The following is a 14,931-nucleotide window of genomic DNA, read 5'->3' on the forward strand; positions in this document are numbered from 1 at the left end:
CGTGACCGAGCCCGTCGCCGACTCGAGAAAGCTGCGCCAGCACATCGCCAACCTGATCGCGGCCTCGATCCGCGACGGGCGCTGGGCGACTGGCAAGCGCCTGCCTTCCGAGCGCGACCTGGCCGACGACTACAAGGTCAGCCGGCCGACCATCCGCGAGGCGATGATCGTCCTGGAGGCGCGCGGCCTGGTCGAGGCGCGGCATGGGGCGGGGGTCTATGTCGCCGACGCTCCGCGTCCCGAAGTGTCGGCGCCCCAGCTGGAGGTCAGCGCGTTCGAGCTGGTCGAGGCCCGGCGTCTGATCGAGGGCGACGCCTGCGCCCTGGCCGCGGCGGTGATGACAGACGAGCAGCTCGACGAGCTGACGGTCATCCTGCACGACATGGCCGAGGAGCATGACTTCGGGGCGCTGGCGGACCTGGCCGACCGGCGCTTCCACGTCGCCATCGCCAAGGCCAGTCGCAACGGCGTGCTGGTGGCCATGGTCGAGAACCTGTGGGACCTGCGCTACCAGCCGACTTGTCGCGACCTGCTTGAGCGGGCGGGGCGGGTGAGGGACAAGCCCCTCGTCAACGACCACCAGGAGATCCTGGACGCGCTGAAGGCCCGCGATCCCGCCGTCGCGCGCACGGCGATGCGCGAGCACCTGGGCCGGGTGATCGAGAACCTGATGGCCGTGGCCGAGGCCGACGCGCTGGAGGAGGCCAAGGCCAAGATCCAGGCCCGCCGCCGCGAGGTGGCGCGCCGGGCCGGCGTCTAGGAAGGCCCGCCCGAGCACAGCGGCGCGGCGACGATCTCGGCCAGCATCGTGCGGTCGTGGGCCAAGGCGCGCTGGCGGTAGTGCTCCAGGTGGTGCGGGATCAGGACGGCCAGGGCGGTGGCCGAGCCGCCGGCGACGATCGCCACCGGCCACGCGCCGAGAAGGGCCCGCAGGCCGCGCGCCGAGGCTCCGGTCAACAAGGCCAGCAGTCCCAGCGCGCAGCACAGCATGGCGGACGCCTAGGCCGGAACGGCTTGCGCGTGGCAGGCCTTGGCGGGGGCGGCGTCCTCGTATTCGTCGTGACGGCGCATCCAGTCGCCCATATTGCCGGTTTCGTTGCGGCCCAGGGGCGCGCGGTCGAGGATCATGTAGGTCCCGATCAGCTCCTCGCCGCCGCGACCGTAGCTGGAATAGGTATGGAAGATCTGGCCGGTCTCGTCCTTGTAGAACGAGCTCATGCCCGGTGATTCGCCGGCGTCCTCGCCGACGGGCTCGAAATTGTAGGTCGCGCCGGCCGCGACCATTTCCGGCGTGAACGACACGCCGAAGTCGTAGTTGAAATCGCTCTCGAACGACGAGACCCACGGGAATTTCCAGCCCATCCGGGCCTTGTAGGCGGCGATCTTGTCCAGCGGCGCGCGCGCGACGGCGATAAGGGTCACGTCGTGATGGTTCAGGTGGGGCAGGGTTCCGTCCAGGTGGTCGGCCAGGAACGAGCAGCCCGGGCAGCCGGCGTCCCATTCGGGCGGCAGCATGAAGTGGTAGACCACCAGCTGGCCGCGGCCGTCGAACAGCTCGGCCAGGGTCTTGCGGCCGGCGGCGGTGTCGAATGTGTAGGTCTTGTCGACCTTGACCCGGGGCAGGGCCAGCCGCTCGGCGGCGTTGCGATCGCGCAGCTGGGTTTCTTCCTTCTCATGGATCAGCAGCGCCTTGCGCGCTTGCAGCCATTCCTCACGCGACGCGACCTTGGGGTTCGCCATCGTCCTTCTCCCTGTTCGTGAGCCCGTCCAGCCGCTCGGCCTTGACAGATAACGTTGATATCAACATAAAAGGAGCGTGTCAAAGCCGCTGCAGGTCCCGTTCGCCGCCACCCTCCATGTGAAGGACACCTGCCTGTGCCTCCACGCCCAGCGCGCGGCGCGGGCCCTGGCGCGGCGGTTCGACGTGGCCCTGAAGCGGTTCGACATCACCAGCGGCCAGTTCTCGCTGCTGATGTCGCTGAACCGGCCCGAGCCGCCGACCATCGGTTCGGTGGCCGGCCTGCTGGCCATGGACCGCACGACCCTGACCGCCAATCTCAAGCCGCTGGAGCGGCGCGGCCTGCTGACGGTCAGCGTCGATCCCGGCGACCGCCGCAGCCGGCGCCTGGCTCTCACGCCGACCGGCATGGCGCTGCTGGCGCGGGCCCTGCCGGTCTGGACGCAGACCCACGCGGACGTCGAGGCCGGGCTGCCGGATGGCGGCGGCGTCGCCCTGCGAGCAGGCCTGCTGGCCCTGGCCTGACCTCGGGGCGTTTCCCCGGTCTTTTTCCGTTTTGCCCGATGGCGCACGATCTCTAGGCTGTCAGACTCGAGAATCTGACGCGCACGGAGCAATCAGGCGTGACGACCACGATCTACGGCATCAAGGCCTGCGACACGATGAAGAAGGCGCGGGACTGGCTCGACGGTCATGGGGTCGCCTACGCCTTCCACGACTACAAGACCGTGGGCATCGACCGGCCGCGCCTGGAGGCCTGGAGCAAGGCCGTGGGCTGGGAAGTCCTGCTCAACAAGGCCGGCACGACCTTCCGCAAGCTGCCGGACGCCGACAAGCAGGGGATCGACCAGGCCAAGGCCATCGACCTGATGCTGGCCAATCCCTCCATGATCAAGCGGCCGGTTCTCGCAACGGGCGATCAACTGCTGGTCGGATTCAAGCCTGACGTGTATGGTCGAGTCATGGGTTCGGGGGGCTGAATGGACGCCCAGATCGATCTGGTCATCTTCGACTTCGACGGTACGCTGGCCGACAGCACGGCCTGGGCCATCCGCGCCGTGCGGCCGCTCGCCGAACGCTTCAAGTTCAAGGCCGTGACCGAGGACGAGATCGCCATGCTGCGCGGTCGGTCCAGCCGCGAGATCATCGCCTATCTGGGACTGCCGCTGTGGAAGGTCCCGCTGGTCGCGGCCCACGGCAAGAAGATGATGGCCGCCGAGGCCCACGCGATCCCGCTGTTCGCCGGCACCAGCGACCTGCTGCGCGGCCTGTCGGCGGCGGGGCTGCGGCTGGCGATCGTCAGCTCCAATTCCGAGGCGACGATCCGCTCGATCCTGGGCGCCGAGCTGGCGGGCCTGGTCGACCACTACGGCTGCGGCGCGGCGATCTTCGGCAAGGCCTCCAAGTTCAAGGCCGTGGTCAAGGCCGCGCGCATCCCCAAGGACCGGGTGCTGTGCATCGGCGACGAGACCCGCGACATCGAGGCCGCGCGCGAGGCGGGGCTGGCCTGCGGGGCCGTCGAATGGGGCTACGCCACCCGCCGCGCTCTGGCCGACCACAGCCCGACCATGATGTTCGCGGCCATGGACGAAATTATTTCGCGGGTCGCCGCATCCAACCACGGGGTCGGCGCCGACTAGTCTTCAGAAACGGCGCGAAGGGTCGCGTCGATCTGGAGATGAGACCGATGGAAGAGCTGTTCCGCTCTTATTGGTGGCTGGTGTTCCCCCTGAGCTGGATGATGGTCGGCGCCTTCCAGACCTGGCTGGCCTATCGCGCCCGCCGCGACGCCCTGGACGTGCTGAAGTCCTATGCCGAGGCCGGCCGCGAACCGCCCGCGGCGCTCGTGGCGCGCCTGCGCGCCCACGACGCCTGCTGATCCGAAGCATCCTGGAGACCTGGACCATGGAAGAGATGTTTCGACAGTTCTGGTGGCTGATCTTTCCGCTGAGCTGGTTCGTGTTCGGCGCCTATCAGAGCTGGCTGTCCTACAGGGCCAACCGCGACACCCTGGACCTGATCAAGACCTACGCCCAGGCCGGGCGCGAGCCGCCGCCGGAACTGCTGGCCAAGCTCAGCAAGCGCTGGAACGACGGCGACGAGTTCGCGGAGGCGGACGAGGACGAACGTTCGCGTCGCCGCCATCGTCGACGCTATCGCCACCAGCACACCTGGTCGCGGGTCGCGCTGTTCGGATGCCTTTGCGCCGGCTTCACCTTCGCGTCGGTGACCGACCTCTATCAAGCCGGGCCCGCCTTCATCATCGTGGCCTTCGTGATGGGCGCGCTGACCGTGGCGTCGGCGGTGGCGATCCTGGTGGACCGAGGGCCGCGGGTCTGATGGACGGACCGCTCGTTCGAGCCGCGCGAAACGGATCTCAATCCGCCTTCGCCCGGCTCGTGGCGACGCACGAGCGGGCCCTGCGCGGGTTCCTGCGCAAGAGCGGCTTCGGCGACGCCGACGACATCGCCCAGGAGGCCTTCCTGGCGGCCTGGTCCAGCCTTGGCCGGCTGCGCGAGGACGAGGGTTTTCGCGCCTGGCTGTTCGGGATCGCCTGGCGCAAGGCCCTGGACCACGGCCGCGCCGCCCGGCGGGCCGCGCGTCGCGACCAGGCCTGGAGCGAAGACCAGGCCGAGGACGCCCCGCGCGACGTCGACCCGGCCGATCGCATGGCGCTGGAGGCGGCGCTGGCCGACCTGCCGCCGGATCAGCGGGCCTGCGTCACCCTCTGCCTCGGCCAAGGTTGGTCGCACGGCGAGGCGGCGCAGGTGCTGGACCTGCCTCTGGGCACCGTGAAGTCGCATGTGAACCGAGGACGTGAGAGATTGTTGGCCGTACTGGGAGACGCGTCATGACCCCCGAAGACCGCTTGGCCGCTTTTCTGTCCGCCGACGCCGCCCCCGCGCGGCCGGCCGTGGACGCGGCGTTCGTCGCCGAGGTGATGCAGGGCGTGGCGCGGCGCGAGCTGCGGATGAAGCTGGCCTCGGCCGCCGTGACCGCCGTCGCCGGCGGCGCGGTGCTATGGGCCTGCGCGCCGGTGCTGAACCTGGCGGTCCAGACCTTGGCGCCGGCCCTGCTGCCCGCCGCCGGAATCCTGACCCTGGCCGCGGCGGTCAGCCTGCTGGGCGGACAGATCCTGATGCGGCGCTAGGCGCTGGATTTCCCGGGGAATCGTTCGAATCCTTCGAGAGGCGTAGCCTTACGAAAGTTTCATCCGACCCGGCGCCTCCAAACGGCACGGCCCAGGCCTCTTACCTACAAGAACGGCAAGCAACACGCTCTTGTCGGGGAAAGCGAGAAATTGACATGGAAGAGATTCTGGTTCCGCTGGGCCTGTTCACGATGATCGCCGCCATCGTCATCGTTCCCAACTATCTGAGGATCCGCGAGCGACGCGAGATGCAGAAAACGGTGCGAGCGGCCATCGAAAAGGGACAGCCGCTGCCGCCCGAACTGATCGAGGCGATGACCAAGGATGTGAGGCCGCGAAGGGTGTCGTCGGCACACCGCGATCTGCGCATCGGTGTGATCCTGCTGGCGGCCTCCGGCGGCGTTGTTTTGACCGGCGTCGCGCTGGGCGGCATCAACGATAATGCGATGTTCGGCACCGTTAGCGGCGCCGCCATCCCCGGCATGATCGGCTTGGCCTTCGTCATCCTCAGCTTCTTCAACCCCAACAAGCGCGCGCCCGAGGCTTAAGCGCACCGCGGGGAAGAGGGGACGAATTCATGGGCACTGAACGCCCACCCACAGGCCACGACGTCGAACTGGCCGCCCTGGCGGCGACCGGCGACCGGCGGGCCTTCGGCGAGCTGGTGCGCCGCCACGGCTCGGCCGTGCGGGGACTGCTGCGCCGGCTGGGGGCCGATCCGGCCACGGCCGACGACATCGCCCAGGACGCGTTCCTGGTCGGCTACGAGCAGATCGTCGACTATCGCGGGGAGGGGAGCTTCGCGGGCTGGATCAAGAAGATCGCCGCGCGGCTCTATCTGCGGAAGGTCAAGCGGGAGGCGCGTTTCGTGCTGACCGAGGCCCCCGAGGACGAGGCTCCGGTCGCGTCGGACGGTTCCGCCGCGACGGCCGATCGTCTGGACCTGGACGAAGCGCTCAAGCATCTGTCGAAAGCCGAGCGGCTCTGCGTGTCGCTTTGCTACGGGGCCGACTGGTCGCACGCCGAGGCGGCCGAGGTCTTGAACATCCCCCTTGGGACGGTCAAATCCCATGTCAAACGTGGTCTGGATAAACTCAGAGCCCGGATGGCCCCGCCGTCCGAAAGCGCACCGAACGACTCCGCGAGGAGGGAAAACCGTGGCTGACCTGGATTTCGAAACCCAACTCACGCGCCTCTACGGTCAGGCTCCAGTGTTTCGCGACGCCGAGCTGTTCGCGCAGCAGGTGACCAACAAGCTTGATCGGGGCTGGGCGCTGCGCCGCGTGCTGATCGGCGCCACCGGCGTCGTGGCCGGGGTCGCCGCCGCCGCCCAGCTGGTCAGCGCCCGGTTCTCCAGCGAGTTCTCGGAGATGTCGCATGACAGTGCGCGTCAGCTGGACCTGGGTTTGGACAAGCTCACTCATCGCTACGACCAGCTGTTCACCCTGGGCGGCGCGGAGACCATCTGGCTGGCGGTCGGGCTGGCGGGCCTGGCCCTGGCCTTCGCCGTCACCCGGCTGATGGACGAGGTCTAGGCAAAGTTTTCAACGATCATGTTGCGGCGCCGAACGTTCTGGCGGAAAACGGCACGCGTTTTTCGCTGGAGTGCTCGCCCTGTCCGCCCATCGTGAAGAGAAGGTCCGCCGCCTGGCGGCTCCCGACATCGCCGCGCGCAAGGGCGGCGAGCCCATCGTCTGCCTGACGGCCTACACCGCGCCGATCGCCGCGGCGCTGGACCCCTCGTGCGACGTGCTGCTGGTCGGCGACTCGCTGGGCATGGTCGTCCACGGCCTGCCCAACACCGTGGGCGTGACCATGGAGATGATGATCCTGCACGGCCAGGCGGTGATGCGCGGCTCGCGCAAGGCCATGGTCGTGGTCGACATGCCGTTCGGCTCGTACGAGGGCGCGCCGGAAGACGCCTACGCCAACGCCGTGCGGATCATGAAGGAGACGGGCTGCCAGGCCGTGAAGGTCGAGAGCGGCTCCACCGTGCCGTCCACCATCGCCTATCTCGTGCAGCGCGGCATTCCGGTCATGGGCCACATCGGCCTGCGCCCCCAGGCGGTGCTGGTCGACGGCGGCTTCAAGGCCAAGGGCAAGGACGAGGCCGGCCGGCTGAAGGTGCTGGAGGAAGCCCGCGCCACCGCCGAGGCCGGGGCCTTCGCCGTGGTGGTCGAAGGCGTGGCCGAGGGCCTGGCGCGCGAAGTGACCGCGGCCATCTCGGTTCCGACCATCGGCATCGGCGCCTCGGCCGGCTGCGACGGCCAGGTGCTGGTGGTCGACGATATGCTGGGCCTGTTCGACTGGACCCCGAAGTTCGTGCGCCGCTACGCCGACCTGAAGGGCGAGATCGAGCGGGCCGCCGCCGACTACGCCCGCGACGTCAAGGCGCGCACCTTCCCGGGCGAGGCCGAGACGTACTACGCGAAGAAGGGCTAGCAGACCCAAAGACTGGGGCGCGCACCGGTTCCGCCCCGTTGCGGCTGGCCCAGACACGCTATAGGTTCGCCGCCTCGGTGGGTTCGCTCGCCATGGTTTTCATTTCGCGCGTCGATTCTGGAGTGATCCCGTATCGCCGCCTCAGGGCGCTGTTTCGCCCCTATCGGAGCCTCGTTCGTGGTCGATGTGTTTGACGAGGTCGAAGAGCAGCTGCGCTCCGACCGCTACAAGTCCCTCGCGCTGAAGTCGCTGCCCTGGGTGGGCGCGCTGGCCGCGGTGGCGATTCTGGGCGCGGGCGGCTGGATGGGCTGGACCAGCTACCAGCAGAATCAGACCGACAAGGCCGCCGAGGCCTACCAGGCGGCCCTGACCAGCGCCCAGAAAACGGGTCCGGTCACGGCCTTCCCGGCGTTCGAGGCGATCTCCAAGACCGGCACGCCCACCTACAAGGCCCTGGCCCTGATGCAGATGGGCGGCGTGCGTCTGGAACAGAACAAAACCGCCGAAGCGGTGGCTTATTTCGACCAAGCGGCCAAGCTTGCGACCAATCCGGTGCTCGCGGACGAAGCCGGCCTCAATTCCGCCTTGGCGCTCCTCGACACGGCTCCTTACAAGGAAGTCGAGGCGAGGCTTAATCCGTTGATGGGCGAGACGAGTCCCTATCGCGTGCAGGCGAAGGAAGCGCTGGCCTTCGCCAAGCTGCAGGCCGGTGACCTGGCCGGCGCGCGCGGCGACTTCCTCGTGCTGTCCAGCTCGCTCGACAACTCCTCCGACGAAATTCGCGAGCGCGCCCGCGCCGCCATGGCCATGATCGATTCAGGCTCCGCCAAGGACCTGCCGGCCGTGGTCAAGGCGGCGATGGCCCTGCCGCCTCCCTCCGCGCTGGCGCTTCCGCCCGGCGTGCAAGCCGACGTCGGCCCCGCTGCCGCCCCCAATACCGCCCAATGAGCCGCCGCCCCATGACGACTAAGCGCTATCTGCTTCTCACCGCGATGATGACCGCCGCGGTGTCGGTGGCCGGGTGTTCGACGATCTCGAAGATCAACCCCTTCGACAAGAAGGAGGCCAACAAGACCCTGGCCACCCAGGGTCAGCGGATCTCGGTCATCGCCTTCGACCAGAAGGTCGAGCAGGCCGAAGCGCTGAAGGGCGTCGACTTCTTCCTGCCCGAGCCCACCGTTCAGGCCGACTGGCCGCTGCCGGGCGGCAACGCCGAGCAATCGGTCGAGCATGTGGCCGCGGCCGCCAATTTCGACGTCGCCTGGCGCAAGGGCTTCGGCCAGAAGGCCAATCGCCGCTATCACGTCACCGCGCCGCCGGTGGCCGCCGACGGCAAGATCTTCGTCATGGACGGTGAAGCGACCGTCAGCGCCATCGACGCCCGCAGCGGCTCGACGATCTGGAAGAAGGACCTGCGTCCGGCCAAGGCTCCGGGCAAGAAGCACGGCTTCCTGGGCATCGGCGGCAGCACGGCCGACCGCACGGGCTTCGGCGGCGGCGTCGCCTACGCCAACGGCAAGCTGTACGTCGCGTCGGGCTTCCGTTTCGTCGCCCAGCTTGACGCCGCGACCGGCGCCGAGGCCTGGCGTCAGGAGACCAGCACGGCGATCCACGCCGCGCCGACCGTCGCCGACGGCCGGGTGTTCGCGATCTCCACCGACAACGAACTGCTGACCTTCAACGCCGCCGACGGCGCGCCGGGCTGGACCTATCAGGCCCTGATCGAGCCCGCCCGGATCCTGGGGGCCACCAGCCCCGCGGTCAGCGGCGACACGGTCGTGGCCGGCTTCGCCTCGGGCGAACTGGTCGCCCTGCGCGCCACCAACGGCAACGACCTGTGGAGCGAGGCCCTCAGCCGCGCCAGCCGCACCAACGCCCTGTCGGAAATCCGCGACATCGCCGGTCGCCCGGTGATCTTCAAGGGCGACGTCTTCGCCGTCAGCCATTCGGGCGTCTTCGCCGCGACCGACCTGCGCACGGGCCAGGCCCGCTGGAGCCTGCCGGTCACCGCCATCACCAGCCCCTGGGCGGCCGGCGACGTGGTCTTCGTGGTCGACAAGGCCGGCCAAGTCATCTGCGTGTCGCGTGAAGCCGGTCAGGTCTATTGGATCCGCGACCTCAACAACACCGACCAGCTGAGCAAGAAGCAGAAGAAGAAGCGCGCCAAGCACCCGCTGCTGTGGTCGACGCCGATCCTGGCCTCGGGCCGCCTGATCACCGTGTCGAGCGAAGGCCAAGCCGTCGCGCTGAACCCCAAGACCGGCGAGACGCTGAAGACCCTCAAGCTCGGCCAGCGTGTCCTGCTGGGGCCGATGGCCATGGGCGACACGGTCTATGTCGCCACCGACGAAGCCGATCTGATCGCCATCCGCTAGGCGTTCCCCGGGCTCGCCCGGACCCACAATCCAAGCGTCGCGAACCCGGGCTGGTCCTTACCAGTCCGGGTTTGTCGCTTTTGTCCCCGAAATCGACTAATCACAGCCCATGCCTTTGAAACTCGCCATCGTCGGCCGCCCCAATGTGGGCAAGTCGACCCTGTTCAACCGTCTGGCCGGCCGCAAGCTGGCCCTGGTCGACGACCAGCCCGGCGTCACCCGCGACCGCCGCTTCGCCCATGGTCGCCTGGGCGATCTGGACCTGGAGCTGATCGACACCGCCGGCTTCGAGGACGTCACCGACGAGAGCCTGGAAGCGCGGATGCGCGCCCAGACCGAGCTGGCGATCGAGGAGGCCGACGTCTCCCTGCTGGTGTTCGACGCCCGCGAAGGCCTGACGCCGCTGGACAAGATCTTCGCCGAGATCCTGCGCAAGCGGAACAAGCCGGTGCTGGTCGCCGCCAACAAGTCCGAGGGCAAGGCCGGCGACCACGGCGCGGCCGAGGCCAACGTCCTGGGCCTGGGCGAGCCGATCCAGATTTCCGGCGAGCACGGCGAAGGCATGGCCGAGCTCTATGCGGCCCTGATCGCCATCGCGCCGGAAGAGCTGCAGAGCGACCACGACGAGCTGGACGACGACAAGCCGATCAAGATCGCCATCGTCGGCCGTCCCAACGCCGGCAAGTCGACCCTGATCAACCGCCTGATCGGCGAGCAGCGCCTGTTGACCGGTCCCGAGGCCGGCATCACCCGCGACTCCATCTCGGTCGACTGGGACTGGGGCGGTCGCAAGGTGCGGCTGGTCGACACCGCCGGCCTGCGCAAGAAGGCCAAGGTCAACGAGAAGCTCGAGAAGCTCTCGACCGGTGACACCATCCGCTCGATCACCTTCGCCGAGGTGGTGCTGCTGGTGATGGACGCCACCCACCCCTTCGAGACCCAGGATCTGCAGATCGCCGACCTGGCCGAGCGGGAAGGGCGCTGCGTCGTCTTCGTGCTGGCCAAGTGGGACCTGGTCGAGGATCCGGGCGCGACCCTGAAGGGCTTCGTCGAGCACGCCGAGCGCATGCTGCCGCAGCTGCGCGGCACGCCGGTGGTGGCGCTGTCGGGCGAGACCGGCAAGGGCGTCGAGCGTCTGATGCCGGCCGTGCTCAAGAGCCACAAGGACTGGTCGACCAAGGTCAAGACCCGCGACCTGAACGACTGGCTGCAGATGGCCATGCAGCGCCACCCGCCGCCCAGCGTCGGCGGCAAGCGGATCAAGCCCAAGTACATGGCCCAGACCAAGGCCCGTCCGCCGACGTTCGTGCTATTCTCAAGCCGCGCCGACCAGATGCCCGAGCAGTATCGGCGCTACCTGATCAATAGCCTGCGTGAAAGCTTCGACCTGCCGGGCGTGCCGCTGCGCATCACCCTGAAGTCGGGCGCCAACCCCTATGCCGAGGGCGAGGCCAAGGGCCACTCGGGCAAGGGCAAGCGCGAGTTCGAGCGGCGTGAACGCGAAGCCGAACGCATTCGGGCATCGCGCAACACCGTCAAGAAGTCGGTGCGCGTGGCCGAAGCCGCCGCCGCGGCGGCCGCGGTGGCCGCCGGTCTGCCCGTGCCCGCCCCGAGCGGCGGCAAGCCTGTCTCGAAGGCGGCCAAGGCGTCCAAGGCCCCCAAGCCGACCGAGATCGCCGCGACGCCCGCCGCCGAGCCCGGCAAGGGCGCGGTCAAGTCGGTCAAGAAGCAAGGCCCCAGGGCGCAGAAGAAGTCGACCACGCCCAGCTACAAGGTCGGTTTCAAGGCGGCAGGCGGCAAGGCGGCGGGCTCCAAGACCGCGCCACGCCGTCCCGTGGCCGGCGCCCGCACCGTTCGCGGCAACAAGGCGCCGCCTAAGGGGCGCTAGACGCCCCTCAGTCGATTGTGCATCGCCGTCGCCGCGATCGCGGCCTCGCCCTGCGCCGTCGTGATCTGGTTGAGGCCGCGCACCATGTCGCCGGCCGCGTAGAGCCCAGAAATCGAGGTCTGCTGATGGTCGTCGACCACCAGCCGGCCCTGGTCATCGTGACGCGCCCCGGCCGTCAGGGCCAGACCCGTTCGCGGCGTCACGCCCAGGGCGCTGTAGAGCGCGTCGAACTCCATGCGTCCCGTCCCCGAGAAGCACAAGGCGCGCGGGCGGTCGGGTTGCAGTTCGACGCTTTCGATCGGCGTCTCGATCAGCGTCACGCCGGCCTCCGCCAGCAGGGCGCGCTCCTCGGCGGGCAGGGCGTCGGGCGCGGCGACGTGGATCAGGGTGAGCTGGTCGGCGTAGGTGCGCAGGAACAGGGCCTCGCGGGCGCCCAGCGGGCCATGGCCGATCACGCCGACCCGTTGGCCCGTGACCTCGAAGCCGTCGCAGATCGGGCAGATCCGCAGCAGGGTGCGGCGGACGGATTCGTCGACCTCGGGCAGGGCCGGGGCGTTGTCCTCGACTCCGCAGGCCAGCAGCACGGTCGCGGCCTGCAGGCGGTCGCCGTCGATCTCGAGGGTGAAGCCGTCGTCCCCGATGGAAAGCGCCTGAACCGTTCCCGCTTGGATCCGCGCCCCGTAACGCAGGGCGTGCTCCCTCTGCAGGTCAAGCAGCTTCGTCCCCGCCACCCCGTCCGGAAAGCCCGGATGGTTGTGGGTGGTCGGAATCCAGGCGGCGCGGCTGTCGCCGCCGTCGATGACCAGCACCCGCCGCCGGAAGCGTCCCATGTAGAGGGCGGCGGTCAGTCCAGCGGGACCCGCGCCGACAATGATCGCATCCAGGTGATCGGGGCTGATGGCAGGCGGGCTGGTCGTCATGGGGTCTCCGACGCCGATAGACGCGCCAGTCCGCCAAGGGTTGCACTGGAACGGGGAGGTCGGCGGGCCCATTTGCCGACCATGAGCCCACGACAAGCCAGTCTGTTCGACGATCCGGCGCCGGGACCGCCCGGTTTCGTCTATCGGCCCGACCTGATCGATCCGGACGAGGAGGCCGCGCTGGCGGAGGCGTTGGGCCGCCTGGATCTTCGCGCCTTCGAGATGCGGGGCTACAGCGCGCGTCGTCGGGTGGCCTATTTCGGCCGGCGCTATGACGGTCCGGCCGAGGAGATGCGGCACGGCCCGCCGATCCCCGATTTCCTACAGCCCTTGCGGCGCAAGGCCGCCGATCTGGCGGGCTTGGCGCCGGACGCCCTGGTCCACGCTCTGGTCAACGAATATCCGCCCGGCGCGCCGATCGGTTGGCATCGCGACAAGGCGGCGTTCGGAGAGGTGGTCGGCGTTTCGCTGCTGTCGCCGTGCGTCCTGCGGTTCCGGCGGCCGGACGGGGCCGGCTGGGAACGGCGGTCCCTGACGCTGGAGCCGCGCTCGGCCTATTGGCTGGCCGGCGAAGCCCGTTCGGCCTGGGAGCACAGCATCCCGCCGGTCGAGACGCTGCGCTACTCCGTGACCTTCCGCACCCTGGCCTAGAACTCTTCCCATTCGGTCGCGACGGCGGCGCTGGATCCCGGACGCATCTGGGGGACGGGGCGGGCCGACGGGCGGGGCGATTGCGCAGCATAGGGGCGGGCGGCGGGCGCCGCCGCGGGGCGACGGGCGGCGTCGCCCGTCTCGAAGCGCGACACCAGTCCGGCCAGGGCGGAGGATTCGGACTTGAGGTTGGTGGCGGCGGCCGTGGCCTGTTCGACCATGGCCGCGTTCTGCTGGGTCACCTGGTCCATCTGGTTGACGGCGGCGTTGACCTGGTTGAGGCCGGTGGCCTGTTCCTGCGAGGACTTGGCGATCTCGGAGATCAGGGTGTCGATCTCGGCGACCTTGCCGACGATGCCGTTCAGGGCCTGGCCGGTGTCGCCGACCAGCTGGACGCCGCGCGCCACCTGGGCGGTGCTGCTGGCGATCAGGGTCTTGATCTCCTTGGCCGCCTCGGCCGAGCGCTGGGCCAGGGCCCGGACTTCCTGGGCGACGACCGCGAAGCCTCGGCCGGCGTCGCCGGCCCGGGCCGCCTCGACCCCGGCGTTCAGGGCCAGAAGGTTGGTCTGGAAGGCGATCTCGTCGATGACGCCGATGATCTGGGTGATCTGGCCCGAGCTCTGCTCGATCTCGCCCATCGCGGCGACGGCGTCGCGTACGACCGTGCCGGAACGGGCGGCCTCTTCGCGCGCGCTGGAGGCGGCGGACGAGGCTTCCTTGGCGCCGGCGGCGCTGCGGCGGACCGTGGCGGTGATCTCGTCGAGGGCGGCGGCCGTTTCCTCGAGGCTGGCGGCCTGCTGCTCGGTGCGGCGCGACAGGTCGTCGGAGGCGGCGGCGATTTCATCGGAACTGGCGCGCAGGCCGTCGGTCGAGCCGGCGATCTGGCTCATGGCCGAACGCAGGCTGTCGACCGCGACGTTGTAGTCTTCCTTGATGGCAAGGAAGCGGCCTTCGAAGTTCTCGGTGATCCGGGCGGTCAGGTCGCCGCCGGCCAGGCGCTTCAGATAGCCGGCCAGCGAGCAGACCACGGCGCTCTGTTCTTCCTCGGCCTTGCGGCGGGCTTCGTTGGCGATCCGCTCGAGTTCGACCTGGGTGATGTCGACGGCGAACTTGATGACCTTGTGCGGCTTGCCGGCCGCGTCGAAGATCGGGTTGTAGTTGCCCTGGATCCAGACGTCCTTGCCGCCCTTGCCCACCCGCTGGAACTTGTCGGAGAAGAACTCGCCGCGCGCCAGGCTGGCCCAGAAGGCCTTGTATTCGGCGCTGCGGCCGTAGGCGGGGTCGACGAACATGCCGTGATGGCGGCCGACGATCTCGTCGAGCGAATAGCCCACGGTGCTGAGGAAGTTCTTGTTGGCGGTGATGATCGTGCCGTCGAGCTGGAACTCGATCATCGCCTGCGAACGGTCGATGGCGGCGACGGTGGCCTCCAGGTCCGCGAGGCGTTGAGCCGCCTTTTGATCAGGACGTTTTGGCGAGAAAAGCGACATCGATGAACTCCCCCGGTGGGGCCGCATCGAGGGCCGCACTGCACGAGTGAACGTGCGTCGGCGGGGTTGAGGAGGCGTTAACGTTGTCGCCCTGATCCACGCGCGACGATGCGGCAGTTTGGCGCAACTCAATCTAGGGGATATTTCGCGCCCTGACGATTCGACAGGCTTCCATGCCGTAAGGCTCTGTTTTTGCGAGATTTTGTCGGATTGTCGACTTTTGCCTCGGCGGGTGAGCCGTGAGACCCGCCGCGCGTCCGATAAGTTAACGGCGAT

General features: G+C 68.9%; 20 protein-coding genes. 16 read left to right on the forward strand and 4 right to left on the reverse strand.

Going from position 1 to position 14,931, the window contains the following annotated elements; all coding sequences use genetic code 11:
* The first annotated feature begins 1 nt into the window (after position 1).
* Positions 2-760, forward strand: coding sequence for a FadR/GntR family transcriptional regulator (locus tag AC1DYP_RS14740; RefSeq protein ID WP_477046958.1), 759 nt, complete (start codon positions 2-4; stop codon positions 758-760).
* Here AC1DYP_RS14740 and AC1DYP_RS14745 read toward each other — a convergent pair.
* A complete protein-coding gene (locus AC1DYP_RS14745) occupies positions 757-990 on the reverse strand; it encodes a hypothetical protein (RefSeq protein ID WP_477046959.1) in 234 nt (77 codons plus the stop codon). The genes AC1DYP_RS14740 and AC1DYP_RS14745 overlap by 4 nt on opposite strands.
* Before the next feature lie 9 nt (positions 991-999).
* Positions 1,000-1,740: a DUF899 domain-containing protein gene (locus tag AC1DYP_RS14750; RefSeq protein WP_477046960.1), complete on the reverse strand. Its 741-nt coding sequence runs from the start codon at positions 1,738-1,740 to the stop codon at positions 1,000-1,002.
* 76 nt (positions 1,741-1,816) lie between these two features.
* Here AC1DYP_RS14750 and AC1DYP_RS14755 point away from each other — a divergent pair, with 76 nt between their 5' ends.
* The 14 genes from AC1DYP_RS14755 to der all read left to right on the forward strand — a co-directional run bounded on the left by AC1DYP_RS14755 (position 1,817) and on the right by der (position 11,594).
* Entirely contained in the window at positions 1,817-2,263 is a 447-nt protein-coding gene (locus tag AC1DYP_RS14755) for a MarR family winged helix-turn-helix transcriptional regulator (protein ID WP_477046961.1), read from the forward strand.
* A gap of 98 nt (positions 2,264-2,361) precedes the next feature.
* Positions 2,362-2,718: an ArsC family reductase gene (locus tag AC1DYP_RS14760; RefSeq protein WP_477032990.1), complete on the forward strand. Its 357-nt coding sequence runs from the start codon at positions 2,362-2,364 to the stop codon at positions 2,716-2,718.
* Complete coding sequence (locus tag AC1DYP_RS14765) at positions 2,719-3,378, forward strand: HAD-IA family hydrolase (protein ID WP_477046962.1); 660 nt, start codon at positions 2,719-2,721, stop codon at positions 3,376-3,378.
* Between the two features lie 47 nt (positions 3,379-3,425).
* A complete protein-coding gene (locus AC1DYP_RS14770; protein WP_477032988.1) occupies positions 3,426-3,617 on the forward strand; it encodes a hypothetical protein in 192 nt (63 codons plus the stop codon).
* 26 nt (positions 3,618-3,643) lie between these two features.
* Complete coding sequence (locus tag AC1DYP_RS14775) at positions 3,644-4,078, forward strand: hypothetical protein (RefSeq protein WP_477046963.1); 435 nt, start codon at positions 3,644-3,646, stop codon at positions 4,076-4,078.
* A complete protein-coding gene (locus tag AC1DYP_RS14780) occupies positions 4,078-4,593 on the forward strand; it encodes an RNA polymerase sigma factor (RefSeq protein WP_477032986.1) in 516 nt (171 codons plus the stop codon). Before AC1DYP_RS14775 ends, AC1DYP_RS14780 begins: the two co-directional genes overlap by 1 nt.
* Positions 4,590-4,889 (forward strand): hypothetical protein, encoded by a 300-nt coding sequence (locus AC1DYP_RS14785; protein WP_477046964.1) that lies wholly within the window; start codon positions 4,590-4,592, stop codon positions 4,887-4,889. The genes AC1DYP_RS14780 and AC1DYP_RS14785 overlap by 4 nt, the downstream gene beginning before the upstream one ends.
* Positions 4,890-5,044: 155 nt before the next feature.
* Positions 5,045-5,437, forward strand: a complete 393-nt coding sequence (locus tag AC1DYP_RS14790) for a DUF6249 domain-containing protein (RefSeq protein WP_477032984.1) — start codon at positions 5,045-5,047, stop codon at positions 5,435-5,437.
* A 29-nt stretch (positions 5,438-5,466) separates the two neighbouring features.
* Positions 5,467-6,054, forward strand: a complete 588-nt coding sequence (locus tag AC1DYP_RS14795; RefSeq protein ID WP_477032983.1) for an RNA polymerase sigma factor — start codon at positions 5,467-5,469, stop codon at positions 6,052-6,054.
* Positions 6,047-6,424 carry a hypothetical protein gene (locus tag AC1DYP_RS14800; protein WP_477032982.1) on the forward strand — a complete coding sequence of 126 codons (378 nt, stop codon included), beginning with the start codon at positions 6,047-6,049 and terminating at the stop codon, positions 6,422-6,424. Before AC1DYP_RS14795 ends, AC1DYP_RS14800 begins: the two co-directional genes overlap by 8 nt.
* A 79-nt stretch (positions 6,425-6,503) precedes the next feature.
* Positions 6,504-7,331, forward strand: a complete 828-nt coding sequence (gene panB / locus AC1DYP_RS14805; RefSeq protein WP_477047021.1) for a 3-methyl-2-oxobutanoate hydroxymethyltransferase — start codon at positions 6,504-6,506, stop codon at positions 7,329-7,331.
* A gap of 177 nt (positions 7,332-7,508) precedes the next feature.
* On the forward strand, positions 7,509-8,279 hold the full coding sequence (locus AC1DYP_RS14810; protein WP_477032981.1) for a tetratricopeptide repeat protein: 771 nt from the start codon (positions 7,509-7,511) through the stop codon (positions 8,277-8,279).
* Positions 8,280-8,290: 11 nt separating this feature from the next.
* Positions 8,291-9,706: a PQQ-like beta-propeller repeat protein gene (locus tag AC1DYP_RS14815; protein WP_477032980.1), complete on the forward strand. Its 1,416-nt coding sequence runs from the start codon at positions 8,291-8,293 to the stop codon at positions 9,704-9,706.
* Positions 9,707-9,815: 109 nt separating this feature from the next.
* The gene (gene der / locus AC1DYP_RS14820; protein ID WP_477046965.1) at positions 9,816-11,594 is read left to right on the forward strand and encodes a ribosome biogenesis GTPase Der; all 1,779 of its coding nucleotides are present in this window, start codon (positions 9,816-9,818) and stop codon (positions 11,592-11,594) included.
* Here der and AC1DYP_RS14825 read toward each other — a convergent pair.
* Entirely contained in the window at positions 11,591-12,514 is a 924-nt protein-coding gene (locus AC1DYP_RS14825; protein WP_477046966.1) for an NAD(P)/FAD-dependent oxidoreductase, read from the reverse strand. The genes der and AC1DYP_RS14825 overlap by 4 nt on opposite strands.
* Positions 12,515-12,595: 81 nt before the next feature.
* On the opposite strand from AC1DYP_RS14825, the gene AC1DYP_RS14830 reads away from it, so the two are divergent.
* A complete protein-coding gene (locus AC1DYP_RS14830; protein WP_477046967.1) occupies positions 12,596-13,165 on the forward strand; it encodes an alpha-ketoglutarate-dependent dioxygenase AlkB in 570 nt (189 codons plus the stop codon).
* Here the strand turns inward: AC1DYP_RS14830 and AC1DYP_RS14835 are convergent.
* On the reverse strand, positions 13,162-14,655 hold the full coding sequence (locus tag AC1DYP_RS14835) for a methyl-accepting chemotaxis protein (RefSeq protein WP_477046968.1): 1,494 nt from the start codon (positions 14,653-14,655) through the stop codon (positions 13,162-13,164). The genes AC1DYP_RS14830 and AC1DYP_RS14835 overlap by 4 nt on opposite strands.
* Between the last annotated feature and the right edge of the window lie 276 nt (positions 14,656-14,931).

Source organism: Caulobacter sp. P1_D6 (assembly GCF_056406095.1).